General features: G+C 54.5%; 22 protein-coding genes. 10 read left to right on the top strand and 12 right to left on the bottom strand.

What is annotated here, in order from left to right:
- The first annotated feature begins 25 nt into the window (after positions 1-25).
- The 6 genes from BLQ82_RS21920 (at position 26) to BLQ82_RS21895 (ending at position 6,683) form a co-directional block, all read left to right on the top strand.
- The gene (locus tag BLQ82_RS21920) at positions 26-649 is read left to right on the top strand and encodes an acetate uptake transporter (protein WP_062522629.1); all 624 of its coding nucleotides are present in this window, start codon (positions 26-28) and stop codon (positions 647-649) included.
- Positions 650-869: 220 nt separating this feature from the next.
- Positions 870-3,014 (top strand): bifunctional diguanylate cyclase/phosphodiesterase, encoded by a 2,145-nt coding sequence (locus tag BLQ82_RS21915; protein WP_062522631.1) that lies wholly within the window; start codon positions 870-872, stop codon positions 3,012-3,014.
- 130 nt (positions 3,015-3,144) lie between these two features.
- Positions 3,145-3,468 (top strand): hypothetical protein, encoded by a 324-nt coding sequence (locus tag BLQ82_RS21910; RefSeq protein WP_062522632.1) that lies wholly within the window; start codon positions 3,145-3,147, stop codon positions 3,466-3,468.
- Between the two features lie 123 nt (positions 3,469-3,591).
- Positions 3,592-4,473, top strand: coding sequence for a helix-turn-helix transcriptional regulator (locus BLQ82_RS21905; RefSeq protein WP_062522634.1), 882 nt, complete (start codon positions 3,592-3,594; stop codon positions 4,471-4,473).
- Positions 4,474-4,565: 92 nt separating this feature from the next.
- Positions 4,566-5,042, top strand: a complete 477-nt coding sequence (locus BLQ82_RS21900) for a DsrE/DsrF/DrsH-like family protein (RefSeq protein WP_062522636.1) — start codon at positions 4,566-4,568, stop codon at positions 5,040-5,042.
- Positions 5,043-5,171: 129 nt separating this feature from the next.
- The gene (locus tag BLQ82_RS21895; RefSeq protein WP_244280930.1) at positions 5,172-6,683 is read left to right on the top strand and encodes an aminotransferase class V-fold PLP-dependent enzyme; all 1,512 of its coding nucleotides are present in this window, start codon (positions 5,172-5,174) and stop codon (positions 6,681-6,683) included.
- Here the strand turns inward: BLQ82_RS21895 and BLQ82_RS21890 are convergent.
- The 5 genes from BLQ82_RS21890 to BLQ82_RS21870 form a co-directional block, all read right to left on the bottom strand.
- A complete protein-coding gene (locus tag BLQ82_RS21890) occupies positions 6,669-7,313 on the bottom strand; it encodes a TVP38/TMEM64 family protein (protein WP_062522641.1) in 645 nt (214 codons plus the stop codon). The genes BLQ82_RS21895 and BLQ82_RS21890 overlap by 15 nt on opposite strands.
- A 188-nt stretch (positions 7,314-7,501) precedes the next feature.
- Positions 7,502-7,741, bottom strand: coding sequence for a hypothetical protein (locus BLQ82_RS21885; RefSeq protein WP_062522649.1), 240 nt, complete (start codon positions 7,739-7,741; stop codon positions 7,502-7,504).
- Entirely contained in the window at positions 7,742-9,169 is a 1,428-nt protein-coding gene (gene hydA / locus BLQ82_RS21880; protein WP_062522652.1) for a dihydropyrimidinase, read from the bottom strand. It abuts the gene before it with no gap.
- A 2-nt stretch (positions 9,170-9,171) separates the two neighbouring features.
- Positions 9,172-10,461 carry an NAD-dependent dihydropyrimidine dehydrogenase subunit PreA gene (preA, locus tag BLQ82_RS21875; protein ID WP_062522654.1) on the bottom strand — a complete coding sequence of 430 codons (1,290 nt, stop codon included), beginning with the start codon at positions 10,459-10,461 and terminating at the stop codon, positions 9,172-9,174.
- Between the two features lie 61 nt (positions 10,462-10,522).
- Entirely contained in the window at positions 10,523-11,929 is a 1,407-nt protein-coding gene (locus BLQ82_RS21870; RefSeq protein ID WP_062522656.1) for an NAD(P)-dependent oxidoreductase, read from the bottom strand.
- Between the two features lie 331 nt (positions 11,930-12,260).
- Between BLQ82_RS21870 and BLQ82_RS21865 the strand changes: the two genes are divergently transcribed.
- On the top strand, positions 12,261-13,949 hold the full coding sequence (locus BLQ82_RS21865) for a PucR family transcriptional regulator (RefSeq protein WP_062522658.1): 1,689 nt from the start codon (positions 12,261-12,263) through the stop codon (positions 13,947-13,949).
- Here BLQ82_RS21865 and BLQ82_RS21860 read toward each other — a convergent pair.
- From BLQ82_RS21860 to BLQ82_RS21835, 6 genes are all read right to left on the bottom strand, one after another.
- The gene (locus BLQ82_RS21860; RefSeq protein ID WP_062522660.1) at positions 13,915-15,282 is read right to left on the bottom strand and encodes an aspartate aminotransferase family protein; all 1,368 of its coding nucleotides are present in this window, start codon (positions 15,280-15,282) and stop codon (positions 13,915-13,917) included. The two genes, BLQ82_RS21865 and BLQ82_RS21860, sit on opposite strands and share 35 nt — an antisense overlap.
- 29 nt (positions 15,283-15,311) lie before the next feature.
- Entirely contained in the window at positions 15,312-16,775 is a 1,464-nt protein-coding gene (locus BLQ82_RS21855; RefSeq protein WP_062522662.1) for a CoA-acylating methylmalonate-semialdehyde dehydrogenase, read from the bottom strand.
- 91 nt (positions 16,776-16,866) lie between these two features.
- The gene (locus tag BLQ82_RS21850) at positions 16,867-17,964 is read right to left on the bottom strand and encodes an ABC transporter substrate-binding protein (protein ID WP_062522664.1); all 1,098 of its coding nucleotides are present in this window, start codon (positions 17,962-17,964) and stop codon (positions 16,867-16,869) included.
- 130 nt (positions 17,965-18,094) lie between these two features.
- Positions 18,095-18,997, bottom strand: coding sequence for an ABC transporter permease (locus BLQ82_RS21845; RefSeq protein ID WP_062522666.1), 903 nt, complete (start codon positions 18,995-18,997; stop codon positions 18,095-18,097).
- Positions 18,997-19,809, bottom strand: coding sequence for an ABC transporter permease (locus BLQ82_RS21840; RefSeq protein ID WP_082722626.1), 813 nt, complete (start codon positions 19,807-19,809; stop codon positions 18,997-18,999). Before BLQ82_RS21840 ends, BLQ82_RS21845 begins: the two co-directional genes overlap by 1 nt.
- 2 nt (positions 19,810-19,811) lie before the next feature.
- A complete protein-coding gene (locus BLQ82_RS21835) occupies positions 19,812-20,594 on the bottom strand; it encodes an ABC transporter ATP-binding protein (protein WP_062522668.1) in 783 nt (260 codons plus the stop codon).
- 399 nt (positions 20,595-20,993) lie between these two features.
- Here BLQ82_RS21835 and BLQ82_RS21830 point away from each other — a divergent pair, with 399 nt between their 5' ends.
- Positions 20,994-22,586: a histidine kinase N-terminal 7TM domain-containing diguanylate cyclase gene (locus tag BLQ82_RS21830; RefSeq protein WP_062522670.1), complete on the top strand. Its 1,593-nt coding sequence runs from the start codon at positions 20,994-20,996 to the stop codon at positions 22,584-22,586.
- Between the two features lie 363 nt (positions 22,587-22,949).
- On the opposite strand, the gene BLQ82_RS21825 is transcribed toward BLQ82_RS21830, so the two are convergent.
- Positions 22,950-23,804 (bottom strand): MBL fold metallo-hydrolase, encoded by an 855-nt coding sequence (locus tag BLQ82_RS21825; protein ID WP_062522672.1) that lies wholly within the window; start codon positions 23,802-23,804, stop codon positions 22,950-22,952.
- Positions 23,805-23,986: 182 nt separating this feature from the next.
- Here BLQ82_RS21825 and BLQ82_RS21820 point away from each other — a divergent pair, with 182 nt between their 5' ends.
- Together BLQ82_RS21820 and BLQ82_RS21815 are read left to right on the top strand one after the other, a co-directional pair.
- Positions 23,987-24,829: a DUF72 domain-containing protein gene (locus BLQ82_RS21820; protein ID WP_062522674.1), complete on the top strand. Its 843-nt coding sequence runs from the start codon at positions 23,987-23,989 to the stop codon at positions 24,827-24,829.
- A gap of 107 nt (positions 24,830-24,936) precedes the next feature.
- Entirely contained in the window at positions 24,937-26,481 is a 1,545-nt protein-coding gene (locus tag BLQ82_RS21815; protein ID WP_062522675.1) for an alpha-amylase, read from the top strand.
- Positions 26,482-26,500 lie beyond the last annotated feature (19 nt).

Here is a 26,500-nt window from a genome sequence, read left to right as displayed (position 1 = left end):
ATGAAAATTGGAGGCATTTATTGTTATGTCAGCGCAATCGCCACACACCCAATCCGTCAAAATCGTCACCGCCGACCCCAGCGCCATCGGCCTGTTCGGATTGGCTATCGTCACCCTGGTCGCTTCTTCACAAAAGCTTGAAATTACAACAGGTCTCAGCTATTGCATTCCTTGGGCTATTTTTCTCGGAGCCTTTGCCCAGCTGTTCGCATCCATTCAGGATGCCAAACACAACAATACCTTCGGGATGACCGCCTTTGGCGCTTACGCGTTCTTCTGGTTCGGCATGGCGGGCAGCTGGCTGATCAAGCTCGGGGTATTCGGAACGGTATTGGCGGAAGGCGTAGACCCCAAACAGCTGGGATTTGTTTTCCTGGGATATCTGGTCTTCACCCTCTTCATGACCCTCGGCGCTGTGGAAGCAAACCGGGTGCTGCTCGTCATCTTTGTGTTAATTGATTTCCTGTTCCTCGGACTTACGATGGATTCCTTTGGATTCGCTGCTGAGTTTTTCCATAAGCTGGCTGCCTGCTCCGAACTGGCCATTGGTATCGTTTCTCTTTATGGCTGTGGCGCGTCAGTGCTCAACGCTCATTTTGGACGCCAATTCCTTCCGGTCGGAGCTCCGCTCGGGATCTTCAAAAAATAGGTTAGAACTGCAACGGATAAATACATGCCGCCTTCAGGCGGGACGTGTTTATCCTTTTTTAATTTTGCAGGCCCACTGTAAGCTTTTCCCTTGCGCAAAGACGATAAAGATGACATGCTATAGAAACACATACGACATATATCGACATTTTCCTGGGCGGGAACCGCTTCTAATGAATGGTAAGAATAATGTTGAATTTTTTTGATATCGGAGGCACTCCATGGCTTTCATTAATAAAAAGCCTTTAACGATCATCCTCGGCTTTGTAGTCGTTCTTCAGCTCTCTCTTTTCTACTATTACTCTTTATCTGTAGACCGGGAGTACCGGGCTGAAAAAGCCGATCTGTCCTCACAAGCAGTCATGCTAACCTCAAACATTGAAGAGAGAGCCTCGATTGTCAAAGGCGTCAGTTCCTTTATACAAACGGTTGGCTTTGATGCTGATCCAAATCTGATTAACGAGTATCTGCACACCGCCTACAACAATAATTCTAGCAACGTTATGAATATCATGATCGCTCCGGACGGCCTCATCCGTTATTTATATCCTCTCTCAGGCAATACAGCGATTCTGGGCAAAAGCCTGCTGCTGGATTCAGCACTATCCTCACCCGGCATGGTCCAAGAAACCATCCGCTCCGGCGGCATTACAATAGACGGTCCCCGGACTCTCGCCCAGGGTGAATACGGCATGGTGATCAGACAAGCCATCTACCATAACAATTCTTTTACAGGCATAGTTTCTGTAACACTGAAGATTGAGAATATTGTGGACCAGCTTTTGCTGAAGGACACCCAAATATTTGTGAGAACAGAAGACCATACTTTTCTATTCGGCACTCCCACCCGTAAGGAAGACAAGCAGCTGGTGGTTCCGGTTACCGTCTACAATCAGCACTGGCTGATGGGCATTCCTACGCCTTCGCATAAGAAATGGGAAGTGCTGCGCAGCGTTCTCTGGATCGATATGGCTATCCTGCTTATCATCGCATTCATTCTCTATATCTTCTGGCATCAGAGCCGCTTCAACCGTGAACTGGAACGGGTGGTCAGCATCCGCACACGTGATCTCCGCGTGTCCAAGCGTCTGTATGAAAAGCTCGCGCATTACGACAGCCTAACGGAAATACCCAACCGGCTGTATTTTATGGACGAGTTCGAACGCCTTCTGCAATCGGCAGAGCCGACACAGACCTACACGCTGTTCTTTTTTGATCTCAACCGTTTCAAGGAAATCAATGATACACTGGGACACTCCATCGGCGACCAGGTCATCAAGACGCTTGCCCATCGGCTGAAAAACGGCAAAGTGCCCTTCAAGCTGTTCGCGCGCACCGGCGGCGATGAGTTCGTGATGGTATTCTCCGGCCTGCCCCGGGAGCATATCCCCCTTATCGCTGGAGACATCAGCGGGCTGATCTCGGAAACGCTGCTGATTTCCGGCGCACATCTGAGCTTATCGACCAGTATAGGCGTCTCGCTGTATCCTGAGCACTCGCTGAACAAGGATGATCTGCTGAAGTTCGCGGACATGTCGATGTATCAGGCCAAAAGTCAGGAGGAGGCCAATTACTTCATCTTTGATTGGGAGCTGCGCGAGAAGCTGGAGCAGAAGACGATGATCGCCAAATATCTGCATTCCGCACTGGAGCGCGAAGAATTTGTGCTGCACTACCAGCCGCAGATCAACGCCGTTACCGGTAAAATGATTGGCATGGAGGCGCTTGTCCGCTGGAACCATCCCGAAAAGGGCCTGATCGGGCCAGGCACCTTCATTACCGCCGTGGAGGAGGCCGGGCTGATGATTCAGCTTACGGACTGGGTGCTCCGTGAGGTCTGCCGCCAGCTCTGTGAATGGAGATCGATGGGTCTGCCGCTGCACAGGACCTCGATCAATATCTCCAACAGCTGGTTCTACAACCGCAACCTGATCGAGAACCTGCTTGCGGTGCTGGACCAATATGGACTGGAGACCAGTATGCTGGAGTTCGAAATTACGGAGAGCACCGCGCTGCTGGAAGAGCATTATCCGCTGCTGCAGCAGATGCGCGACCATGGCATCGTCGTCTCCATCGACGACTTCGGCACCAAATATTCTTCACTGAACTACCTGAAGCATTTTCCCGTTAACAAAATCAAAATCGACCGCACCTTCATCACCGGTATCGGCGTCAGCTCCATTGATGAAACGATTATTAAATCCATCGTATACGTCGCCTCGCAGCTCGGGTATGATCTGATTGCGGAAGGCGTGGAGACCCAGGAACAGCTTGACTTCCTGATTAAGCATAACTGCCCGCATATTCAGGGCTTCTTATTCTTTCCGCCGCTGCCTGCCGAAGATATTCACAAGGTGGCATCATAACAAATTGCAAGTCCTAAGTTTTGCGGCTTGGTAAAAGCCCTTCGGGCCAGTATAATAAAAAGCAACAACTGTGCCGTCCTTCCCGGGGCGGCAGCAGCTTTGAAGTTAAGCCGAAAGGATTTTGAGAATAATGAATGCGCTATCAACACCTGAATGGATGGCTACCCTTGTCTTCGCGCTGATTCTGGCGATCATCGCCTACCGCGTGATCCGCAGCATGCCGCATATGGCCGGAAATATTACAGCTTTCCGCAAGAGAACCTTAGTCTGGACGCAGGTCGCGCTTGTGCTTGCGGTTCTCCAGCTCAATTTCAAAGCAGGAGACTGGCGTTTTGGCATCATCCTCGGCCTGATTGTGCTGTTCACGGGCAGTGTGTGGCTGGCCGCCCGCTATTATGACCTGCGCCGTCCTGAGGCCGCAGACCCGGCAGAGCAGAAAACAGGCAAAGAATAGCCAGACAGCGGGAAAGATTAGGATATTTTAATATGCACAGCAGATACTATCTTATATTTTTAATAAGCTCCCCCTGTGGGGGCTTTTTTGATACTATAAAAGAAATCTGCAAGGAGGGATTCTGTGAACAACTCAAGCAGCTACGGGGTCTATGGCTTCCGCTTCAGCGAGCCGGACCACCTGCCGCTCTGCAACCTTTTCGCGGTCGGACATGATGTTGTGACGGATGCTTCCTATCACTGGAATGGCATGGACCGTACAGATGGACCTCTGCTGCTGTTTCAGTACACAGCAGAAGGCAGCGGAATATTCGAAACGGAGCAGGAGACGTTCCGCATCGGCTCCGGACGGGCATTTCTGGCTGAGATCCCCGGCAGCCACCGCTATTATCATCCCGGCGATTCGGTGCCGTGGGAATTTTATTTCCTGCTCTTCCGGCCACAGCCGCTGCTTCCCCTGTGGGAGGACATTAAGGCCAAGCTTGGGACCGCTCCAGCCATTGTCCCCGGCAGCAGGCCGATCCGTATCCTGCGTGATATTGTCCATGAAGCATATTCGGGCAGAATTTCCGATCCCTATATCGCCTCCTCCCTGCTGCACCAGTTCATGATGGAACTGGGAAGGCTCTCCTCCAGCGGACCGCGTGACGCGGCAGAATGGCCAACGGCAGTAAGGGATTCCGTCCAATTCATCGAAGAACGGTACAGTTCCATGATCGGCCAGGAGCAGCTTGCCGAGCAGATGGGACTCTCCAAATTCCACCTGCTGCGCACCTTCAGCAAATATGTTGGCCTAACCCCAAATGAATATCTGAACCGGACCCGGATTGAACGCGCTATAGAACTCCTGACCGCCACTGACTTGAGCGTCGAAGCCATTGCCTCCCGGGTCGGGTATTCGAGCGGCAGTTATTTCATAAAGGTCTTCCAAAAGCTGACGGGACAAACTCCCGGCTCTTTCCGGTCCGGGAGCGGCAGTTTGAATTACAGCCGGCTTTTTTTCTGAATATTTCCCCATATAAGGCTGACCGGAAGCATACTTCTTCTCTCCATAACCATACTAATGACATTCTGGGTAACAATGGAGGGATGAGTAGGATGAATAAAAGAATGAATCTGCTGATGTTCAGCGGGGAGTATGACAAGGCGATGGCGGCGCTGATTCTGGCCAATACCGCCCGGGATATCGACGTGGAGGTTACTATGTTCTTCTCGTTCTGGGGGTTATTCCTTGTCCGTGACCCGGACAAAATGACGCTGGAGGACAAATCGATCTATGAAAAGCTAATGGACGTCATTACCCCGAAAGGACCGGAGCAGCTGCCGCTCTCGCGGATGAATTTCAGCGGTCTCGGGAAGCTGATGCTGGAGGAAATGATCGAAGATCAGGGGGCGCCGAAGCTGATCCATTTTTTGAAGGGGGCCCGCAAAAAGAACATCAAATTCTACGCCTGTAAGCTCTCCGTTGACATCATGGGCTTCAAGCCGGAGGAACTCCTGCCCGAGGTCGAGATTATTGATGCCGCCGCCTATCTGAAGGATGCACTGGAAAGCGATATGCAGCTGTTCATCTAGCCTTGCTTGGGAATAATGCTCCTGGGCTTTAACCTATTTCCTCCGGCGGGCATATACTGGGCCATAAGAAGAAACGGCTTTGCCGTCGATTATAGGACCGTATCTAATCACTGGCTGGAGGGATTGTCCGTGCTGAGTATCAACCGCGCTTCTACGGCAGAGGAGCCCGCTTCACTGCTGGAGCATTTCGCACCTTTTCGCGAGCATACTATTGGGGGACGGCATGTGATCTCCACTCCCTACGGCCGTCACCCGCTGCTGTATGCCGACTGGACAGCCAGCGGGAGGCTGTATGAACCCATTGAACGTAAAATTCAGGAGATGTTCGGGCCTTATGTCAGCAACCCGCACACAGAATCGAACACGACCGGTCTGACCATGACCCTCGCCTATAACGAAGCGCGGAAGATTATCAAGAACCATGTGAACGCCGGGCCGGGTGATGCGCTGCTCTTCTGCGGCAACGGCACCACAGGCGCAGTCAACAAGCTGCAGCGGCTGATGGGCCTGAAGCTTCCCGAATGGCTGCGGGAGGATTATCTATGTGCTCCGGAGGACCGCCCGGTTATTTTTGTCAGCCACATGGAGCATCACTCCAATCTGCTGCCCTGGCAGGAAGGCATCGGCGATGTAGTTACCGTCCCTGCCGGAGCGGACGGAACTGCCGATCTCCGGGAGCTGGAACGCCTGCTGATGCTCTACCGGAACCGCCGCTTCAAAATCGGTTCCTTCACGGCCTGCTCCAACGTTACAGGCATCCATATCCCCTATCACAGGCTCGCCGCCGCCATGCACCGCCACGGGGGAGTTTGTTTTGTGGATTTTGCCGCCTGCGCCCCGTATGCATCCATCAACATGCATCAGGCAGATCCGCTGGAGAAGCTGGATGCTATCTTTTTCTCACCGCATAAATTTCTCGGCGGCCCCGGCACAGGGGGAGTACTGCTCTTCGATTCCGGCCTCAGCAGAGGCCAATTGCCGGATGAGCCGGGCGGTGGAACCGTGGTCTGGGTCGATGCCTGGGGCGGACGCCGGTATATCCATTCAGTCGAAGTACGCGAGGACAGCGGAACTCCCGGATTCCTGCAGGCCTTCCGTACAGCGCTGTGCCTCAAGCTGAAGGAGGCGATGAACGGGGATGGCGGATTCATGCTTGCCAGAGAGCAGCAGCTGTGCAGCAGGCTGCTCACCGGGCTTCACTCCATTCCAGGCTGCACGATACTTGCAGGTGAACACACCAGGCGTCACGGCATTGTATCTTTCAACCTTGAAGATATTCATTATAATCTTGTGGTCAGGCTGCTCAATGACCGGTTTGGCATTCAGGCGCGCGGCGGCTGTTCCTGCGCAGGACCTTACGGCCACCATCTGCTGGGACTGGACCGGGAGCTGTCCCGGGAATTCATCCAGGCCATTCATGCCGGTGACCAGTCCCGCAAGCCGGGGTGGGTCCGCCTTTCCCTGCACCCCATTATGACCGACGGTGAAGTCGAGTTCATGATCCACGCCGTCCACAGTATCGTCCGCCATATCAGCGTGTGGAGACAGGATTACCGTTATAACCGCAGCACGAACAGCTGGGTGCACCCAGCCGATGAGGCCGGGAATGAGGCTGCGGTCAGCGGATTATTTGCGTTGTAGCGGTCCCCCTGCCGGAAGCTGCTCCTCCCGCGCCTGCGCGGCCCGGGTGAACCGGGCCTCAATGGCCTTAACCCCCCAGAGTGAAACCCCGATAAAGAGCAGCACATAGATGATTTCTCCGGGATGGCGGATGAACCGGTCCACATCATTACCAATATAGGAAACTGCAAACACCATGATCGCTTTGCCCGCACACAGGGCAAGCAGATACGAGCGCAGCCGCATTTGCGCAAGTCCAGCAGCCATGTTGATTACAACAAAGGGTCCAACCGGGAACAGGCTAAGCAGAAAAACGTAGCTGAAGCCGCTATTGCGGACCCATTTCATGCCTCTCGCGACTTTGGGCCGCAGCGCCCACTTGCGCAAGTAAGGGTGCGAGGCGATTCGGCGGATAATCAGGAACGTGGTTACACAGCCCGCAACCAGCCCGAGCCAGGAATACAAAAAACCAAGCCACAGCCCATACACCGCCCCGTTAAGTCCTACAATTGCAATCGTCGGCAGCGGCGGGACGAAGGATTTCATGAAGGTGAGCCCGATTCCGGGCAGAGGCCCCAGTGAGCGGTATTGCTCCAGCAGCTGCAGAAGACGCTCCTCCGTCAGCCATGACATACTATCTAAAAAAAACATAGGAAATCCGCTCTCCTCATCCTTAAGTTGAAATTGCCTGCACTGAGCCTCAATTATACAATACTTTTCACCGGATGCGTGCCCTCCCGTACATCTCCTTAGATTCAAAAAAAGACCAAGCCTATACCGTATAAAAAAACGGTTAGACTTGATCTCTGAATTCACATCAATCAACTGCTTATGACAACTTACATATGTGTTTCTAGTGGCTTGGCCGGGTTGGCACCGGCGAATATCAATGTCGTCACATACTTGCGGCTATCGGCGGTCAGCAACAGCAGCTCTACCCGGTTTACGCCCGGCCCGCTGCTGGTGAACTGTACTGCGGCCCCGTTCAGATCTTCCCGGATTCCCGTGATCACGTAGCCCTGCCGCAGCAGAGCGTCTATCTCCTGCCGTTCCTTGTCAAACTCGGCATATGCGGACATTCAGACCACTCCTCCGCTGATTTCTGCTTGCGAGGGACGCGGCGCTTCCGCTTCAAACCGTTTGCGGTGCAGATATTTGCCGGACCCCGCCTTGCCGACAAACTGCTTATCACGAATAACGAACTCCCCCCGGATGAGTACGGAGACCGGTTCGCCTTTGACCTCCATACCTTCGAAGGCATTATAGTCTACGTTCATATGATGGGTTTCTGCGGAAAGGGTTCTCTCTACAGCTGGGTCGAAAATAACGATATCTGCATCGCTGCCGACGGCAATGGTGCCTTTCTGAGGGAAAAGCCCAAACAGCTTCGCGCTGGAGGTGGAGATGATATCTACAAATTTATTCAAGGAGATGCGGCCTTTCTGCACGCCCTCAGAGTAGAGCACGCTGAACCGGTCTTCTATGGTCGGGCCGCCGTTCGGAATTTTTGAGAAGTCGCCCAACCCAAGATCCTTCTGTCCCTTAAAGTTAAAAGAGCATTGATCGGAGCCGATCGTCTGCAGCGCGCCGCTCCAGAGCGCATCCCACAGCACCGCCTGGTTCCACGCTTCGCGCAGCGGCGGAGACCAGACATATTTGGCACCTTCGAAGTCCGGCTTCTCCAGCGCCGTCTGATCAAGTACCAGATACTGCGGGCAGGTCTCGCCGTAGACACGCAGCCCTTTCCGGCGCGCTTCCGCAATCTTCCAGGCGGCTTCCGCGCAGGTTACATGCACCACATACAACTGGGAACCGGTCAGCTCCGTCAGATACGCCGCCCTTCCGGTAGCTTCGCCTTCCAGCTCCGGCGGACGGGTCAAGGCATGGTAGATCGGATCGGTGTTCCCGGCAGCCAAGGCCTGCTCGACCAGATATTCAATCACATCGCCGTTCTCGGCATGGACCATAACGAGCGCACCTTCCCGTTTGGCAACCTGCAGCGTCTTGTACAGCACGCCGTCGTCGGCCTGGAAGGTGTTCTTGTAGGCCATGAACACCTTCAGCGAAGTGATGCCTTCGTTCTCAATAATCTGCGGCAGCTCGCTAAGCACCTTATCATTCAGCTCCGAAACCATCAGGTGGAAGCTGTAATCAATCACCGCCTTATCCTGTGACTTGTGATGCCAGGTATCCACGGCCTGCTGCAGCGGCTGGCCTTTGGTGGTCAGGCAGAAATCGATGACTGTCGTCGTCCCGCCATATGCAGCGGCAATCGTTCCGGTCTCGAAGTCGTCCGCGGTCACCGTGCCGCCAAAAGGCATATCCAGATGCGTATGGGGGTCGATGCCGCCCGGAAATACATAACAGCCGGAAGCGTCGATGATCTCCGCACCCGGCGCTTCCAGATTGAGGCCGATTCCGGCAATGATCCCGTCTTCGATCAGAACATCCCCTGTATACGTATCCGCTGCGGTCACGATAATGCCATTCTTGATCATCTTCTTCATTCTTACACCACCTCCGCTTCCGAATATGAGCTGTTCAGGCCGCTGATGACCTTTTGCCGCTGATTCCATGTCATTGGAGCCACGCCGCTGTCCAGAGCCACCATATCAATCGCCCCGTCCGCCGGGCAGACAATGGAACACAGGTTGCAGCCTACACAATCCTCCTCGCGCACGTGCAGAAAGGCCTTGCCGTCGGCATTCGTAAGCATATCAATGCATTGATGCGAGGCGTCTTCGCAGGCAATATGGCATTTGTTGCAGTTGATGCAGTTCTCCTCATTAATCCGTGCCACCACTTTGTAATTCAGGTCCAGGTCGCCCCAGTTGGAGTACTTGGGCACCGATTTGCCGGTCAGCTCAGTGACAGATGCCAATCCTTTGTCATCCAGATAGTTGTTCAGGCCGTCGAGCATCTCCTCGACAATCCGGAACCCGTGATGCATGACCGCCGTGCAGACCTGAATACCGGTTGAGCCCATCAGCATGAATTCGACCACATCCTGCCAGGTGGAGATCCCGCCGATCCCGGAGATCGGCACGCCCACCCCGCGGTCGCGCGCACATTCAGCGACCATGCTGAGGGCAATCGGCTTCACAGCCGGGCCACAGTAGCCGCCGTGCGCCCCTTGGCCGCCCACATTCGGGATCGTGTTCCAGCTGTGGATGTCGACACCTGCCAGACTGTTAATCGTATTGATCAGGCTAATTGCATCTGCCCCGCCCTTGACGGCGTGGCGGGCCACAACCGTAATGTCGGTGATATTCGGCGTCAGCTTCACAATGACGGGCGTAGCCGCCACTTCCTTGACCCAGTAGGTCTGGGCTTCCACCAGGTCGGGCTGCTGCCCGGAGGCCGCGCCCATCCCGCGCTCAGCCATGCCGTGCGGGCAGCCGAAGTTAAGCTCAAGGCCATCTACGCCGACAGCTTCAACCCGCTTGACGATTTCATGCCATTTCTCCTGCTTCGGCTCTACCATCAGGGAGGCGACAACCGCATGGTCCGGAAATCTTTTTTTCGTTTCATAGATTTCCCTAAGGTTGACCTCCAGCGGACGGTCGGTGATCAGCTCGATATTATTGAAGCCGGCTACACGCTGCCCGTTGAAATGCACAGCCGCAAACCGGGAAGAGGTATTGATAATCGGATCGCCCAGCGTCTTCCACACCGCGCCTCCCCAGCCTGCCTCAAAGGCGCGCTGCACCTGGTAGCCGGTATTGGTAGGCGGCGCCGAGGCCAGCCAGAATGGATTGGGTGACTTGATCCCTGCAAGATCGATACGCAAATCTGCCATTAATATTACCTCCCTGTCAAGTAGAAACGGCTTCGCCGTCCTTTTAAAGGACGGTACCGTTTCAGCGAGAAATATAAGTCAGGATAGAGCCAAGCGCACTATCCTGCATACCCAACAGCTGCTTCATGATGGCATAAGCGGCAGCCTTGCCCTGCCGGGCAGCGGAGACTACCATCGCTTCACCTTTGCCCGAGCCGAAGACGATATCCCCGGCGGCATAAATCTGCGGATCGGAGGTCCGGCCGGTTGCTTCATCAATCTTGACCACGCCCCGTTCATGCTCAAGCCCCAGCGCTTCAATCAGGTCAACCCGCCGTTTCTGTCCGATGGCCACCACCACCGCTTCTACCGGCATCAGGAATTCAGAGCCTTCCACCGGCACCGGTGTCGGACGGCCATCCTTGCCTCTCTCCCCGGTCAGCTTCATCTGCACACACTCCAGAGCAGTCACATTGCCCAGTTCGTCCCCGATAATCCGCTTCGGCAGGGTCAGCCAGCTGAATTCCACACCCTCCTGCTTGGCGAATTCATATTCAAAATCATACGCTGTCATCTCTGCGGGCGTCCGGCGGTAGACCATCTTCACATTCGCCGCTCCCAGCCGCACCGAGCAGGTGGCTGCATCAATCGCCGTGTTGCCTGCGCCGATGACGGCGACCCGACGGCCCGTCAGCTCCAATGCCGGAATGCCCGTCTTTGTGGTTTCCACCAGCCCGATGGCATCATATACGCCGGAGAGCTTCTCTCCTTCAATGCCAAGAGGCGGAACATAACCCATTCCCGCAGCCAGCACGATTGCATCATAATCGGCCTTCAGCTCTTCTACAGAAACATCCACGCCCACCTTCATACCTGTTCGGATCTCTACGCCCAGCTTCCCGATCTGCTCCACTTCCCACAGCGGGATGGACTGGGGCAGCCGGAATGAGACAATTCCATGGGTGTCCAGCCCGCCTGCAAGCTCCTTCGCTTCATAGATCACCACACCAAAACCTTCACGCGCCAGCTCCCTGGCTGCGGACAGACCGGCGGGACCGCCGCCGATCACGGCGACTCTCTTGCCGTTAGGAAGACCCGGCTTAAATAACTGGACTCCGCTGTTGATCGCCCAATCGGTGGCATAACGCTGCAGCAGCCCGATCTGTATCGGTGCAGAAGCATCATTCAGCACACAAGCCCCTTCGCACAGTTCCTCCGTTGGACAGACTCGAGCGCAGCTGGCGCCCACCGGATTGGAATCCATAATCGTCTGTGCCGAACCCTTCAGGTTGTCTGTGGCGATGCGTTTGATGAAAGAAGGAATATTAATGCTGGTCGGACAGGCTTTGATGCAGGGCGCATCATAACAATACAGGCAGCGGTTGGACTCTTCGATTGCACCTTTGCGGGTAAGGCCAGGCTCGGCCTCGGCAAAACCCCGCATGAACATGTCGGGCGTGAATGTGTTTAACGGAGAAGCATGCTCCATCCGTATCCCTCCTTCTGTATGAACGGTTTCCGCTTTAGAGTCATATTTATGTTATATAATATAACATAATTACGAGTATTGCCTTAATATTTTGCTTACTTCTGAGAATTAATGTAGTAAAATGAACAATAAGCCTTATTCCTCATTCCACTTTTCATCCACTTAGGTAAACTTTCCTTACACGTTATATTGAAACTATAGTAAATTCCATTTTTCGTTACATTAGACAGATTGTCTAATTTCAAAAGTGTATTTTTTACCTGTGAGAATATAGCCTGAAACAGCCCGCACCGGACAGGAAAAGATCATATGTTAAGCGAGGGGGATGTTTATGGATTGGGAGCTTGTTTTTACCATTCGTGATGCACTCAAAAGACCGCTGTTTGCAGAATCGGAAGTCATCGGCGGCAGAACCGGCCTGAACCGCGCCATCCGCTGGGTGCATGTGCTGGAGAGCGCGAGCTTTGAAAGCCTGATCCACGGGGAGGAGATGATTCTGACCACCGGCATAGGGGCAAGCGCCGGCCTGCCCTCTTCCTTATCTTTTATGCAGAATCTGATTGACAAGAACGCAGCCTGCTTATGCATCGAGCTGGGAGCTTATTTCAGCAGCATCCCCCAGGAAATGATTGATCTGGCCAATCATCATGACTTCCCGCTGATTATTTTCACCCGCACTGTACGCTTTGTAGATATCACTCTTGATCTGCATTCCCTTATTATCAACCGGCATCACCGCATGCTTCAGGAGCTGGAGAGCATCTCCCGTGAGTTCCACCGTCTAACACTGACCTCTCAAGGTACGGTCAAGGTACTGCAATTATTATGCAAAAGCACCCGCACACAAATTGTGTATATGCAGCCGCAAGGAAAACCTCTGTTCTTCCCGGCACTTACGCCTGAGGAACAGCTCCCTCTCCTAAGCTTCTTCGAAGCCTTCGGCGAAGAAATGGAAGGCGTGCAGCCGGATGCCGCCCCTTATATCCGCGACTACGGCCACAAGACGATTGCCCTGAAGCCGGTGGGTGCGCTCGATCAGACCTGGGCCTATATTCTGATGGTCTGCAATCACAAGCCCCAGGAGTTTGACTGTCTGCTGCTCGATTCCGCGTCGTTGTCCATTGCCCAGGAGCTGCTGCGCACACGGTATATGGAGGAGCGCAAGCTGTTCTCGGAGAATCTGTGGGTGGATGAGCTGATCGGCGGCCGGACCCAGGAGGACAACCGGCTCAAAGGATTGGTCGGGCCTGACTTCAATGTGGTTAATGAGCTTCCCTACCGCGTGTGCCTGGTCGAAATCGAAAACCCCCGCGATGTGAAATGGAACAGCTCGGAGAATGATTGGGAATCAATCACCTTTCACTTGTCGCTCATCCTGCGCTCGATCTTCGAGAAGTACTCGCTGCGCCCGCTGATTACACTGAAGAACAACCGCCTCACCGTCATCGCCCTCGACATCCAGTCCAAGCTGCCCGGCAAGCTCCGGCTGCAGCAGGCGCTGGATGCCCTGCAGCATATCCGCTCCGATGAGAAGCTGAAGGACCTGCAGCTCGTCATTGGAGTCAGCAAGTCCCACCGGGGCCTGAAGCACGCCTACGCCGGATACCAGGAAGCCGTACAAGCGCTGTCTCTGTATTCTTGTTATCAGAAGTCCATTCTGTTCTATGAAGAGCTGGGCGTCTTCCAGCTGCTGCTGAGCCTGAATGACGGCAAGACGCTGGAGAACTTCATCCGCAGCTATCTCGGACCCTTGATTGACCATGATACCGCCAAAGGAAGCGAGCTGCTGCTGACCCTGCGCGTCTATCTCGACCATGACGGCTCGAAGCAGATTGCCGCCCGGAATCTGTTCATCGTCAGACAGTCGCTCTACTACCGGCTGGACAAAATCACCGAGCTGCTGGGCGAAGACTTCATGCTGCCTGAGAACCGCATCTCTATCCAGGTCGCCCTGCGCGCCTACCAGCTCCTGTATCCCGAGAGGCTCACTCTGCCCAGCTCCCGTTCAGCACAGCTTTGAGCGTACCGGCAATAAACTGGATATCCTCATCGGTCGAGGACAGCGGCGGGGCGATGGTGAGCACATTATTGAAGCCTGCTACCGTATCCCCGTTTTTGCCGATGATCAGCCCCTTGGCTTTGCACTCGGCGATAATGCCCTTAACGACAGCCAGCTCGGCAGGCTGCTTGGTAGCCTTATCTGCTACCAGTTCAATGCCAATGATCAGCCCGAAGCTGCGGATATCCCCCACCAGCTTATGGTCCAGCAGTCCGGCCCATTCAGCAGTCAGCCTCTTGCCAAGAATGCCGGCGCGTTCCACCAAGTTCTCCTGCTCCAGGATTTCCAGATTGCGCAGGGCCAGCGCACAGGCTGCCGGATTGCCGCCGAAGGTATTCACATGGCGAAAATACCCGTATTCGTCACTGTTGTCCTTGAAGGCATCGTAGATATCCTTGCGGACTGCCGTTGCCGACAGCGGCAGGTAGGCGCTGGTCAATCCTTTGGCCATGGTGATGATATCCGGCTTCACGCCATAATTCTGATGGCCGAATTTGCGGCCGGAGCGCCCGAAGCCGCAGATGACCTCATCAATAATCAGCAGCACGCCATGCTTGCGGCAAATCTCCTGCACCCGGTCCAGATAGACCTGATGGGGCACAATGACACCGCCGCCGGTAATCACCGGCTCCATAATGACCGCCGCTACCGTCTCCACGCCTTCCCAGATCATCGTATCCTCTATTGCCTGCGCACTCTGAAGGTTGAATTCCTCCACGCTCATGCCGGCTGGACGGCGGTAGCTGTCCGGCGGGGCCACATGCAGAAATCCGCCGCTGAGCGGCTCATATTTATATTTGCGCTGCGCCTGGCCGGTGGCAGAGAGCGCGCCAAGCGAGCTGCCATGATAGCCCCGGTAGCGGGCGATGAATTTGTGACGGTAATGCTGGCCTATCTGCTGCTGGTACTGGCGGGCTATTTTGAAGGCAGCTTCGTTGGCTTCTGAACCGCTGTTGGAGAAGAAAATGACATAGTCTCCCTCCAGCCATGCGTTCAGCTTCTCAGCCAGAGCGATTGCCGGCATATGGCTCTGCGTAAGCGGGAAATACGGGAGGCTAAGAAGCTGATGATAGGCCGCTTCCGCCAGCTCCTTGCGTCCATAGCCGACATTGACACACCACAGGCCGGACATGCCGTCCAGGAACTTGTTCCCGCCGATATCCGTCACCCATGAGCCGCTTGCTGCCGCTGCAATCATCGGCGGATTCTTTTCACTGTAAGGGGTAATGTTATGCCATAAATACTGCTGATCCTTCTTAACAGCCAGCTCGCTTTCGTTCCCCAGGCTCTGCATGGACTCTCACCTCTCAATATCCGTAATAGTTAATAACGCGCGGTAACCATCTTCTTGCGGGTATAGAACTCAACGCCGTCCCTGCCGTTCGCATGGAGATCGCCATAAAAGGATTTCTTATAGCCCGAAAAGGGGAAAAACGCCATCGGCGCAGGCACCCCCAGGTTGATCCCCAGCATTCCCGCATCAATCTCTTCCCGGAATTCCCGGATCGCCTTAGCGCTGTCTGTATAGATGCAGGCCCCGTTGGCAAAAGGAGACTGGTTCGCCACGGCAATCGCCTCCGCCAGATTCTTGACCCGCACCACCGCCAGCAGCGGCGCAAAAATTTCATCCCGCCAGATGGTCATCCCCGGCTGCACATGGTCGAAGATCGTCGGTCCAAGAAAATAGCCCGCTCCGGCTGCCGCACTGTCCAACCTGCCGTCCCGCACCAGCACCGCCTGCTCCTGAATTCCCGTTTCGATATAACCGATCGTACGCTCCTTGTTCGACTGGCGGATCACCGGACCGAGGAACACCCCTTCGTCCTTGCCGCCGCCGATCTTCAGGCTGTCCGCCGCCTCAGTCAGGCGGCTCACCAGTTCATCGGCGATCGCCTCATGGACAACCACCACAGAGCAGGCCATGCAGCGCTCGCCCGCAGAGCCGAAGGCGGCGGAAATGATATTTTTGACCGCATTGTCGAGATCGGCATCGGGCTGCACAATCGAATGGTTCTTGGCCCCGGCCAGAGCCTGCACCCGTTTGCCAAAGGATGTTCCCTGCTTATAGACATATTCTGCAACCGGCTGAGAGCCTACGAAGGAAATAGCTTTGACCTCTTCATGTTCAAGCAGCCCGTTCACGACCTCATGCGCCCCGTGCACCACATTCAGCACCCCCGGCGGAAATCCCGCTTCCGCGAACAGCTCTGCCAGCCTGTTCATCAGCAGCGGCGTGCGCTCGGAGGGTTTCATGACAAAGGTGTTGCCGCAGGCAACCGCCAGCGGGAACATCCAGCAGGGCACCATCATCGGAAAGTTGAACGGTGCAATGCCGCCCACTACCCCAAGCGGGTACCGGTACATGCCCGACTCGACTCCGGTAGCAATGTCCGGCAGCTGGCTGCCCATCATCAGCGTCGGAATGCCGGCGGCAAATTCCACACACTCAATGCCGCGCTGCACTTCACCCAGCGCTTCCTCCAGGCTTTTGCCGTTCTCCAGCGTAATCAGCCCGGCCAGCTCGTTCCAGTGCTGCACCAGCAGCTGCTGGTACTGAAAGAAATAGCGGGCGCGGCGCGGAACGGCAACCTTTTTCCAGGAGCGGTACGCCTCTGAGGCCGCCTTCACGGCAGTGTCCAGCTCCACCCGGCTGGAGATCGGGACGTAAGCAATAACCTCGCCGGTTGCCGGATTGAATACTTCCTCCTGCTGTCCGGAGGAGGATTCCACCCAGACTCCATTCACATAGTTCTTCAGTTTCTCCGTTTGCTTCACAAGCAGAGACATCTTCCGCACCTCTTTCCATCTTGAGCCATTGATTATAATAGATGACCGCCCATTCCGGCGGTCATCTATCAGAAATATGAATGAGCCATCGTTACTTTGCCGCCATCTCCACAATTTCGTTCGTATAGGCTTCATCCACCTTGGATGCCTTCTTGATGACGCCGAACTTAAGGGCAATGTCTGCGGTCTGCTGGAACGCCGCCGCATCGGTATAGCCCATCTTGGAAGCATCGAACCCTTCCGGCTGGATCAGCTTGGCAACCTCAGTCATCATCGTCAGCTGATGTTCACGGGTGGTACTGCCTTCTTCTGCCAGCTTCATCACGCTGTCTACCGCCGCCTCCGGATCGGCGATCGCGTCCTTCCAGCCCTTCAGGGAGGCGCGGACGAACTTGGCCGCCGTTTCCTTATTGGCTTCAAGCCACTCCTTGTTGGCGAACAGGTTGTCTTCCAGCATCGCCACCCCTTCATCGTTCATGTCGATTACGTTCAGATCCTCCGCCTTGACGCCGGACTCCAGGATGACCTGGTATTCGTTATAGGTCATAGCCGATGCCGCGTCGAGCTCGCCGCCGAGAAACTGGTCCATCGTGAAGCCCTGCTTGGTAAAGTTCAGATCCTTGTTCGAATCCAGTTTGTATTTATCGAAGAGCGCCAGAATCTCAAACTCGTTGCCGCCCATCCAGTTGCCGACCTTCTTGCCCTTCAGATCAGCCGGTCCGGCAATCCCCGCAGCCTTCTTGGATACCAGCACCAGTCCGCTCTTCTGGAAGATCTGCGCGATCTGCACCAGCGGCATCTCCTGCTCCTGGCTGGTCAGAAGACTTGCCACCCAGTCCACGCCGATATCCGCCGATCCGCCCGCAACCTGCTGCTCCGGCACAATGTCCGGGCCGCCGGGCAGAATCTCTACCTTCAGCCCTTCTTCGGCATAATAGCCTTTATCCTGTGCCAGGAAGTAACCGGCGAACTGGGCCTGCGGCACCCATTTGAGCTGCAGCTTGACGGTTACCGGATCTGCAGCCGGGTCCGCCGCTTCCGGTGAAGCGGAAGCCTCTGCCCCAGCCGTCTCCTCAGCCCCCGGAGCTGCATTATTATTGCTGCCCCCGCAGCCTGCCAGCAAAGAAATCATCATGATTAGTGCAGCCGCCAGCAGCCCGCCGCGAAACTTGCCTTTACTCCCGTTCATCAATACAACTCCCCCTATCCGTTTGAGTTTTCATTTCGAAAATAAATACAGCATGATGCTCTATGCATACGGCCTGGGGAGGGTTCTCTTTTCCCTTCGGCGCAGGACCGGATGTAACGGATTCAGGGGGTCAGGCCCGCTGGGAGGAATGCCACTTGATGAACACCTTCTCCAGCCGCTCCACAATCAGGTAGAAGATTACCCCGGCAATGGCTGCGAGCACGATGCAGGACCAGCCGAGCGGCATTTTGGCCACCTTGATCGAGTTGGATAACAGGTAGCCGAGCCCCCGCGAGGAGAAAAAGAATTCCCCCACTATGGCTCCGATCATACTCGCGGTGGCATTGATCTTCAGTGCCGTGAACACATAGGGCAGACTGTTCTGAACACGGAGGTAGCGGAACACTGCCGGCTTGCGAGCCGCGTACGAATGCATCAGATCCAGAGCCAGCGGGTCAACGGCTGACATGCCCTTGTAGGCATTAATTGCCATCGCAGCCATCGTGGTCGCTGTAACGATTGCGGCGCGGGACCCGATGCCGTCCCCGAACCACAGATTCATAATGGGGGCGAGCGCCACAATGGGCACGGCATTCAGCGCTGCCACGAGGGTAAGGCTGCCTCCGCCCCACCGGGGCCAGGCGGTTGCCGCCAGGGCGATCAGGAAGCCGCAGGCTGAACCAATCAGCATCCCCGCGACCGCCTCGGCCAGCGTATAACCGGTATAAGACAGCAGCAGGCTGATGTTATCCCGCATTGCTTCTGCGATGGCCGAGGGCAGCGGAAGCTGGTACTTTTTGAGATCCAAAAGCTTATGAAAAACCTGAAATTCCCATAGGAAGAGAAACAGTATCCCGGCCAGCAGGGGCAGAATCACACCGGGGTTCAGCCGCCTGAACGGCCGCCGGGGGCTTCTTCGCCTATCAATAACCGTTGATACTTCGTTGTTAGTTGACGTATAAGAGACAGATTTGATTTCTTTGCCCGTGGAGGCCATGAAGGATGTATCCCGCACAGTAGTGTTGCTCTCCATTAACGGCTGCCCCCTTTCGGGCGGAATTCCGGCTGCCATGGCGCTGCCAGGCGTTCCACCAGACTCATCAGCCAATAGCTGGCCATCCCGAGCAAGGCGCCGACAAGCACGGTTGACCAGAACATATACGTATGAGAAGGACCGTAATAGAGATTGCGCAGCATAATGACGCCGATGCCATGCTGTGCGCCCATAAGCTCTACAAGGATTGCTCCGGTCACAGCGAGCGGTGCCGCAATCTTGAGTCCGCTGAAGAGGCCCGGCAGCGCAGCCGGAAAGCGCAGCTTCCAATATACAGCCCAAGGCTTTGCAGCATAGGAATGCATCAGCTCCACTGCGGGGAGATCGACACTGCGCAGCCCGCGGAGCATATTTAGAGCGACCGGGAAAAAGGTAATGTACCCGGAAATAATAATCCGCGACACCTGCTCATCCCGTACAATGCCGTAGATAATCGGTGCCAGCCCCAGAATCGGAATCATCTGCGAGGCCACCGCATAAGGGAAGGCGAGCTGTTCAACTGTCTTCGACAGGCTCATCAGCACAGCCAGGAGCACTCCGGCCGCTGCACCGATCAGAAATCCGACTCCGGCATTGCCGAAGGTCGCCCCGCCCTCCTTGAGCAGCGTGCCGCTATATTTCCACAAGGTTGCCGCAACTTCATGGACATAAGGCAGCTTAGACTGGGCCAGCGGTGTCTTGGCCACACGCAACAGCCACCAGGAGACCGCCTCCCAGACTGCCAGCAGGCCGAAGATCCAGACGAACAGCGGCAGCAAGCGGTCCCGCATATACATACTGTTCCCCTTCATCCCTACACCCCTTCGAAGCTGTCGCGGATACGGGCGATCAGTTCAAAAAATTCCGGGCTGTTCCTCATTTCCGCCGTGCGCGGACGCGGCAGCGGAATGTCCACAACGGCGGACAGCCTGCCCGGATGCGGAGACAGCACGAACACACGGTCCGAGAGAAAAATCGACTCTGGTATGCTGTGGGTGACGAAGACAATGGTGCTCTGCACCTTGCCCCATACAGCCTGCAGTTCCTCATTCAGACGTTCGCGGGTGAACTCATCCAGCGCGGAGAAGGGTTCATCCATCAGCAGGATTTCCGGCTCCATCGACAGTGCTCTGGCGATGGCTACCCGCTGCTGCATCCCCCCGCTGAGCTGCCACGGATACTTGTCCGCGAAGCCTTGCAGGCCTACGAGATCCAGCAGCTCCAGCGCTTTATCCTCACGGATGGATTTTTTCACGCCCATCAGCTCCAGAGGCAGCGTTATATTATGCCTCACCTTCCGCCAGTCATAAAGGACCGGGCTCTGGAACACGATACCGTACTTTTGGGCCAGCCGGGCTTCACGCGCACTCTTGCCGGCTACCGTAACGTCTCCGCCTGTTGGCGTCAGCAGATCTGCCATCAGTCTGAGCAGTGTAGTTTTGCCGCAGCCGGACGGTCCAAGCAGGGAAACGAACTCCCCTTTGGCGATATCCAGGCTTACCTGATGCAGTGCAAGCACATCGGCCGCGTCCGTCTGGTAACGCATCTCGACGTTCTGCAGCTGTATCTCAGGAATTTTTGCCGCTGCTAATGACATTTCCAGCTCCCCCTTTATTCCCGGATCGGATTTGATTTTTTTCCATATGTTAGATAAAATAACATATTCCTGCGTGAGATGATGTTTATTTCTTCAACATGTTCGATTAACTAACATAATACACTGTGCTCCGGTTACTCTCACTAGACAAAAAGTAAAATGGAGTCTGAGAAATTCCGTCACTTTGTCTAGGTATTCTAGGATACTGTTAAAAATATGCTTTCTAAATTTTTAAAAATTGCGACTTTTGCCGATAAAGTAGGTATATATCTTCATGCTGTATGCGCTGACAAACGGGATTTCACTATGTATATTTGCTACTATCTCACTAGATTTTTAATAAACAGGAGACAATCTGCCTATGCCCGCAGCATATATCCGCAGACGGAGGCTTGAACAATGGGGTCCATGATTTCGAATTATATAGTTATTGTTTCAATCTCCGGTGTGCTGAGCGCCCTGCTGGCGCTTTTTGCCTACTATAAAAAAACCGATTTCGCTGGAACACGGGCTTTTATCCTCAGTTCCCTAACATCGGCCATCTATACCTTCGGCTTTGCCTTGGAGCTGTCGGGAAGCACGATGCCGGAAATCAGTTTCTGGATTAAGGTCGAGTATCTTGGGATGCCTTTTATCGCCCCTTCCAGCCTGCTGATGATTATGTATTTCGTAGGACTGGAGCGGCTGATCCGAAAAGGGCTGGTCACCGCGCTGTATGCCATTCCCTTTATCTCCGTACTGCTTGTATGGACCAACGACCATCACCATCTCTTCTATCAGTCGATGTATTTCCGGGAAGGAGCACCCACACCGCTGATCGATGTCGTTATGGGTCCCTGGTATATAGTTCAGGGCAGTCTGACCTTCGGCTGTATGCTTGCCGGGATGTGCCTGATTCTCTGGCAGTGGAACCGGATGAAGCGCGTCTACCGCAGGCAGCTGTTCACCATTTTTATCGGGCAGTTCCTCCCGGCTCTGGGCGCTTTTCTCTATTTAATGGATGCAACTCCCTATGGAATGGACCCTGTTCCGGTCATTATGAGTATTACTTCAACCCTGTATATATGGGCTATTCTGTCCAGAGGTATGCTCACCGCCGCTCCTATTGCCCGCGAAAATCTGTTTGAGAGCATGCGCGACGGTGTGCTGGTTACGGATCTTTCCGATACGCTGGTCGATTACAACCGGGCCGCTGCGGACATGCTGCAGGATCTGGATGCCTCGGCCATCGGCAAGCCCCTGGCCCAGCTCTTTCTTCCGGCAGGCCAGGATGCGGTCGATTACGTGATGAATTCCGATCCGCTGATCAGCGAAGAACGCGAGCTGGGCTGGAATATGAACGGCGAGACCCGGTACTATCAGGTTAGATCCTCTCCGGTGCAGAAGTATGGCGGGCATCAGGTGGGGCGGATGATTATGCTGATTGATGTCACGGAGCGGACGCTGCTTCAGGAAAAACTGCTCCAGCTCGCCACCGTAGACAGCCTCACCGGGATCTACAACCGGATGCATTTCATGGAGCTGAGCCGGGGATTGCTGAATGAGGCCGCCCTCAGTCTGGAGCCGGTCTCGATTATTTTGCTCGATATTGACTTCTTCAAAAACATCAATGACCGTTACGGCCACCACTATGGGGATATGGCGCTGCAGCATATTGTAACCGTCTGCAGCAGTCATTTGCGCGAGGGAGATATTTTCGGGCGTTACGGGGGCGAGGAATTTGTTCTTTGTCTGCCGGGAACAGCCTTGAAGCAGGCTGCCCTGTTATCTGAATCGATGCGGAAGGACATTGAGCGCAGCTCCATATCTGCCATTTCCAGGCCCATCCATGTCACGGCAAGCTTCGGCGTCGTGGAGGCCCGGGGCAAAAATCTTTCGCTGGAAGATCTGCTCTCCGAAGCAGACCACGCTCTGTATACCTCCAAGCGTAATGGGCGCAATGCCGTTCATGTATCAAGCGGCTCCTCCATCACGCACTTCACACCGGTGTGAGCAACCCCGCTTAGCTTGTATACACAACAGCAGGTAAGTCCTCTAATAAGAACATAACGGCTACCCCGCCCTTCATTGGACAGTGTAGCCGTTGTAGAGTGTCTGGTTTAGAGTGCGCGGGGGCTCATTAGAATCGGCGGCAAACCCCAAGTGGAAAAAGTAAACTTAACTCTTCCCCCTCCCGCTTCTCCAGAAGCGCTAGTTGGAAAAAGGAGAACTAATCCGACCGATATCCACCCTTTTGGGTGAATTCACTTAAATCAAGTCTACTTTTTCCCACTATCCCCTCCGCAGCACGCTTTTCTGTCTATTTAAAGTGTACTTATTCCACTTCAATTCCTGCAGCTCCCATTCCGCTTCCATTCATTTGCAACCGGCCATAAAGTACTCCACACCCTGCAGCAAACCGGCGGGCAGCTCCTCAAGCTGCAGATAATCCTTCAGCTCCTGCACCACACGTTCGCGGTTATGGCCGAATACATCCACAATCCGGGCCAGCCGCTCCCACGGCGCCAGATCGGCACGGAATTCCGCCAAGCTCATCGGGACTCCATGGGATTCCACATACCACTGCGCATTATAGCCATAGGCAAGCCCCAGCAGCTTCAAAAAGCCTGTACTGCTGTATCGGCGCGGACCGCCATATACAGAAGGCCCCAGGGCATCACCCAGAAAAAGCACATTATCTTCCCTGATGTACAGAAAACAAGAATCTGCAGAATGGTCCCCGCCCACATGGCTCAATTCACAGGTAACACCGCCCAGATCAATATCGATATTACTTGAAAATACGATGTCCGGCTTCATTACTGTTATCTCTCTGGCGTCTCCGTACTCCAGCCGTATATGCTGTGCACTCTCTTCGTTCAGAATGCCGGCGAGAACAAGCTCAGCAAGCTCCTCATCCGACCAGCTTCGTCCGCCAAGTCTGCCAAGCGCTTCTGCCGTTCCTTCATGGGCAATAACCGGGGCCTGCCACGCGGACAGTCCAAAAGAATGATCCCAATGCCAATGCGTCAACACCACCAGCTCCGGCGGCTTGATACCGCGCCTGGCGAGTTCTTGGCGGAACAGCTCCGCATGCCCGGGTGAATTCCCTGCATCCATCAGCAGCGTCCGGCGTTCCCCGGTGATAGCTGCCAAAACGGGCCGGTCCGTCTCATGCTCCGCGTGCATGATCAGGATGTGCGGACTCAGTTGCTGAAATCTATGTTCCATAAGTAGTTTCCCCCGGTATCCTGCCTCTATGGCAAATGAATAAAAAAATCTGTATATCGTACATGTTGCATGAATTCCAGTTATTAATCAACTGACTGTTGTTTGTGAACACCGCTTTTCAGTTTAATAAGAGTTAGCCGATTGATTCAAGCTCACTTTCCAGCTCTAGAGGAGGAGATTCCATGATCAAAATCGGGTTGACCGGCTTTGGAGACCACGAGGAGCTTTACGGCAAAATCAAACCTGCCGAACGCCTGCCTGTTTACAGCAGTCATTTTCCCATCGTGGAGATCGACAGTTCTTTTTATGCGGTACAGCCGGTCAGGAATTATGCCAAATGGGCAGAACAGACCCCTGAAGGCTTTCAGTTCATCGTCAAGGCATATCAGGGCATGACCGGACATCTGCGCAGCAAAAAGAATTATTTCGACACACCGGAAGAGATGTATCAGGCCTTCCATGCCTCTATCGGGCCTGTACGTTCCGCGGGGAAGCTGGCCATGGTGCTTTTTCAATTCCCGCCCTGGTTCGACTGCACCAAGGACAATGTAGAGTTTCTGCGTGAGGCCAAAGAAAGAATGCAGGATGTTCCTTCTGCGGTAGAATTCCGCAATGAATCCTGGTACAGTCCGGAAATGCGCGGCAAAACGCTGCATTTTCTGGAGCAGGAGGGCTGGATTCACACAGTGGCGGATGAGCCGCAGGCCGGCTCCGGGTCGATCCCCATCGTTCCTGTATCCACCGGCACTGATGCAACTCATGTGCGGCTGCACGGACGCAACATCAGCGGCTGGAACCAGAGCAGCCACCCGGATTGGCGCAAGCTGCGCTACCTGTACCGCTACAGTACCGAAGAGCTGACGGAGTGGCGGGACCGGCTGCTGGAACTTGAAAAAACATGCCGCGAGCTGTATGTTGTGTTTAATAATAATTCTGGCGGAGACGCCACAGATAACGCGAAAGAGCTGCAGTCATTACTCGGAATTGATGGCGGACTGGCTCCGCGCCAGCTGGATTTCTTCTGAATCCGGGTGATGTTTGCAGGTCTACATACTCTCTTCTACTTCTTGTTGAAGACTAAATCATATAACCTATCCATCCGTTTCATATTCGATGAAGGAGGCCACAGGAAATGAAGAGAAACCATACTATGATGCAATTTTTCGAATGGCATGTCGCAGCAGACGGGCAGCACTGGAAGCGGCTGGCCCAAATGGCTCCCGAACTGAAAGCCGCCGGTATTGATTCCGTATGGGTGCCTCCGGTAACGAAGGCCATTTCCCCTGAGGATACAGGCTATGGCGTGTATGATCTTTATGACCTGGGAGAATTCGACCAGAAAGGGACCATCCGCACGAAATACGGCACCAAGCAGGAGTTGATCGACGCCATTGCTGAATGCCTCAAGAACGGGATTGCCGTGTATGTGGACCTCGTTATGAATCATAAGGCGGGCGCAGACGAGACTGAGGTCTTCGAGGTGATTGAGGTAGACCCGAACAACCGCAACAAGGAGATCTCCGCGCCGTTCGAGATCGAAGGCTGGACCAAATTTACGTTCCCCGGACGGGGAGACACGTACTCCAGCTTCAAATGGAATCATACGCATTTCAACGGCACCGATTTCGATGCCAAAGGAGGACGGAATGGAGTCTTCCGGATTAACGGAGAGAACAAAAGCTGGAACCAGAATGTGGATGACGAGTTCGGCAATTATGATTATCTCATGTTCGCGAATATTGACTACAGCCAGGAGGAAGTCCGGAACGAGATGCTGGAATGGGGCAAATGGCTGGTAGATACGCTGCAGTGCAGCGGTTACCGTCTTGACGCCATCAAGCATATCAATCATGAGTTTATCAAAGAATTCGCGGCGGAAATGACCAGAAAGCGGGGCGAGGACTTCTACATCGTCGGGGAGTTCTGGAATTCGAATCTCGAAGCCTGCCGGGAATTTCTCAATACCGTCGATTATCAGATAGACCTGTTCGATGTATCGCTGCATTACAAGCTGTATGCGGCTGCGCTGGGCGGCAGAGATTTTGATTTGACGCATATATTTGACGACACACTGGTACAGACCCATCCTGCCAATGCAGTGACCTTCGTGGATAACCACGATTCACAACCGCATGAAGCGTTGGAGTCCTGGGTCGGAGACTGGTTCAAACAGAGCGCCTACGCCCTGATCCTGCTGCGACGGGATGGATATCCGGTGGTCTTCTACGGTGATTATTACGGCATTGGCGGGCCCGCTCCCGTGGAAGGCAAAAAAGAGGCGATCGATCCCTTGCTGTACGCCCGCTGCCACAAGGCCTATGGGGAGCAGGATGATTATTTCGATCATCCGAATACCATCGGCTGGGTACGCCGCGGGATAGAAGAAGTCGAAGGCTCCGGCTGTGCCGTGGTCATCTCGAATGGAGACAATGGCGAGAAGCGGATGTTCATTGGCGAGGAACGGGCGGGAGAGCTCTGGGTAGACTTCACCCATAACCGCGAAGAGTCCGTGACCATTGGCGAGGACGGCTGGGGAATTTTCCCTGTGAACGGCGGAAGCGTCTCCGTATGGGCACTGCCGGATGGGGAAGAAGAGGAGCCTGCTGCACAGGAAATGGATGCCGTAGAGAAGAGTACGAAGAATAGCTCCGGTACTGAAGGAAGCTCTGGGGAATAGGAATAGTGAAAGGCATTCC

The sequence above is a fragment of the Paenibacillus jilunlii genome (genome assembly GCF_900102965.1).
Classification (GTDB): Bacteria; Bacillota; Bacilli; order Paenibacillales; family Paenibacillaceae; genus Paenibacillus_AQ; species Paenibacillus_AQ jilunlii.
The sequence above is the reverse complement of the archived record's forward strand: the minus strand, read 5'-3'. Positions and strand labels throughout refer to the sequence as shown.

What these genes read in the sequence shown, in the direction of transcription:
- BLQ82_RS21845 (WP_062522666.1), bottom strand. Translation starts at nt 18,997, where the DNA reads ATGGAGAGCAACACTACTGTGCGGGATACATCCTTCATGGCCTCCACG.
- BLQ82_RS21900 (WP_062522636.1), top strand. Translation starts at nt 4,566, where the DNA reads ATGAATAAAAGAATGAATCTGCTGATGTTCAGCGGGGAGTATGACAAG.
- BLQ82_RS21815 (WP_062522675.1), top strand. Translation starts at nt 24,937, where the DNA reads ATGAAGAGAAACCATACTATGATGCAATTTTTCGAATGGCATGTCGCA.
- BLQ82_RS21920 (WP_062522629.1), top strand. Translation starts at nt 26, where the DNA reads ATGTCAGCGCAATCGCCACACACCCAATCCGTCAAAATCGTCACCGCC.
- hydA (WP_062522652.1), bottom strand. Translation starts at nt 9,169, where the DNA reads ATGAAGAAGATGATCAAGAATGGCATTATCGTGACCGCAGCGGATACG.
- preA (WP_062522654.1), bottom strand. Translation starts at nt 10,461, where the DNA reads ATGGCAGATTTGCGTATCGATCTTGCAGGGATCAAGTCACCCAATCCA.
- BLQ82_RS21870 (WP_062522656.1), bottom strand. Translation starts at nt 11,929, where the DNA reads ATGGAGCATGCTTCTCCGTTAAACACATTCACGCCCGACATGTTCATG.
- BLQ82_RS21915 (WP_062522631.1), top strand. Translation starts at nt 870, where the DNA reads ATGGCTTTCATTAATAAAAAGCCTTTAACGATCATCCTCGGCTTTGTA.
- BLQ82_RS21910 (WP_062522632.1), top strand. Translation starts at nt 3,145, where the DNA reads ATGAATGCGCTATCAACACCTGAATGGATGGCTACCCTTGTCTTCGCG.
- BLQ82_RS21820 (WP_062522674.1), top strand. Translation starts at nt 23,987, where the DNA reads ATGATCAAAATCGGGTTGACCGGCTTTGGAGACCACGAGGAGCTTTAC.
- BLQ82_RS21865 (WP_062522658.1), top strand. Translation starts at nt 12,261, where the DNA reads ATGGATTGGGAGCTTGTTTTTACCATTCGTGATGCACTCAAAAGACCG.
- BLQ82_RS21835 (WP_062522668.1), bottom strand. Translation starts at nt 20,594, where the DNA reads ATGTCATTAGCAGCGGCAAAAATTCCTGAGATACAGCTGCAGAACGTC.
- BLQ82_RS21890 (WP_062522641.1), bottom strand. Translation starts at nt 7,313, where the DNA reads ATGTTTTTTTTAGATAGTATGTCATGGCTGACGGAGGAGCGTCTTCTG.
- BLQ82_RS21850 (WP_062522664.1), bottom strand. Translation starts at nt 17,964, where the DNA reads ATGAACGGGAGTAAAGGCAAGTTTCGCGGCGGGCTGCTGGCGGCTGCA.
- BLQ82_RS21825 (WP_062522672.1), bottom strand. Translation starts at nt 23,804, where the DNA reads ATGGAACATAGATTTCAGCAACTGAGTCCGCACATCCTGATCATGCAC.
- BLQ82_RS21840 (WP_082722626.1), bottom strand. Translation starts at nt 19,809, where the DNA reads ATGAAGGGGAACAGTATGTATATGCGGGACCGCTTGCTGCCGCTGTTC.
- BLQ82_RS21855 (WP_062522662.1), bottom strand. Translation starts at nt 16,775, where the DNA reads ATGTCTCTGCTTGTGAAGCAAACGGAGAAACTGAAGAACTATGTGAAT.
- BLQ82_RS21860 (WP_062522660.1), bottom strand. Translation starts at nt 15,282, where the DNA reads ATGCAGAGCCTGGGGAACGAAAGCGAGCTGGCTGTTAAGAAGGATCAG.
- BLQ82_RS21830 (WP_062522670.1), top strand. Translation starts at nt 20,994, where the DNA reads ATGGGGTCCATGATTTCGAATTATATAGTTATTGTTTCAATCTCCGGT.
- BLQ82_RS21885 (WP_062522649.1), bottom strand. Translation starts at nt 7,741, where the DNA reads ATGTCCGCATATGCCGAGTTTGACAAGGAACGGCAGGAGATAGACGCT.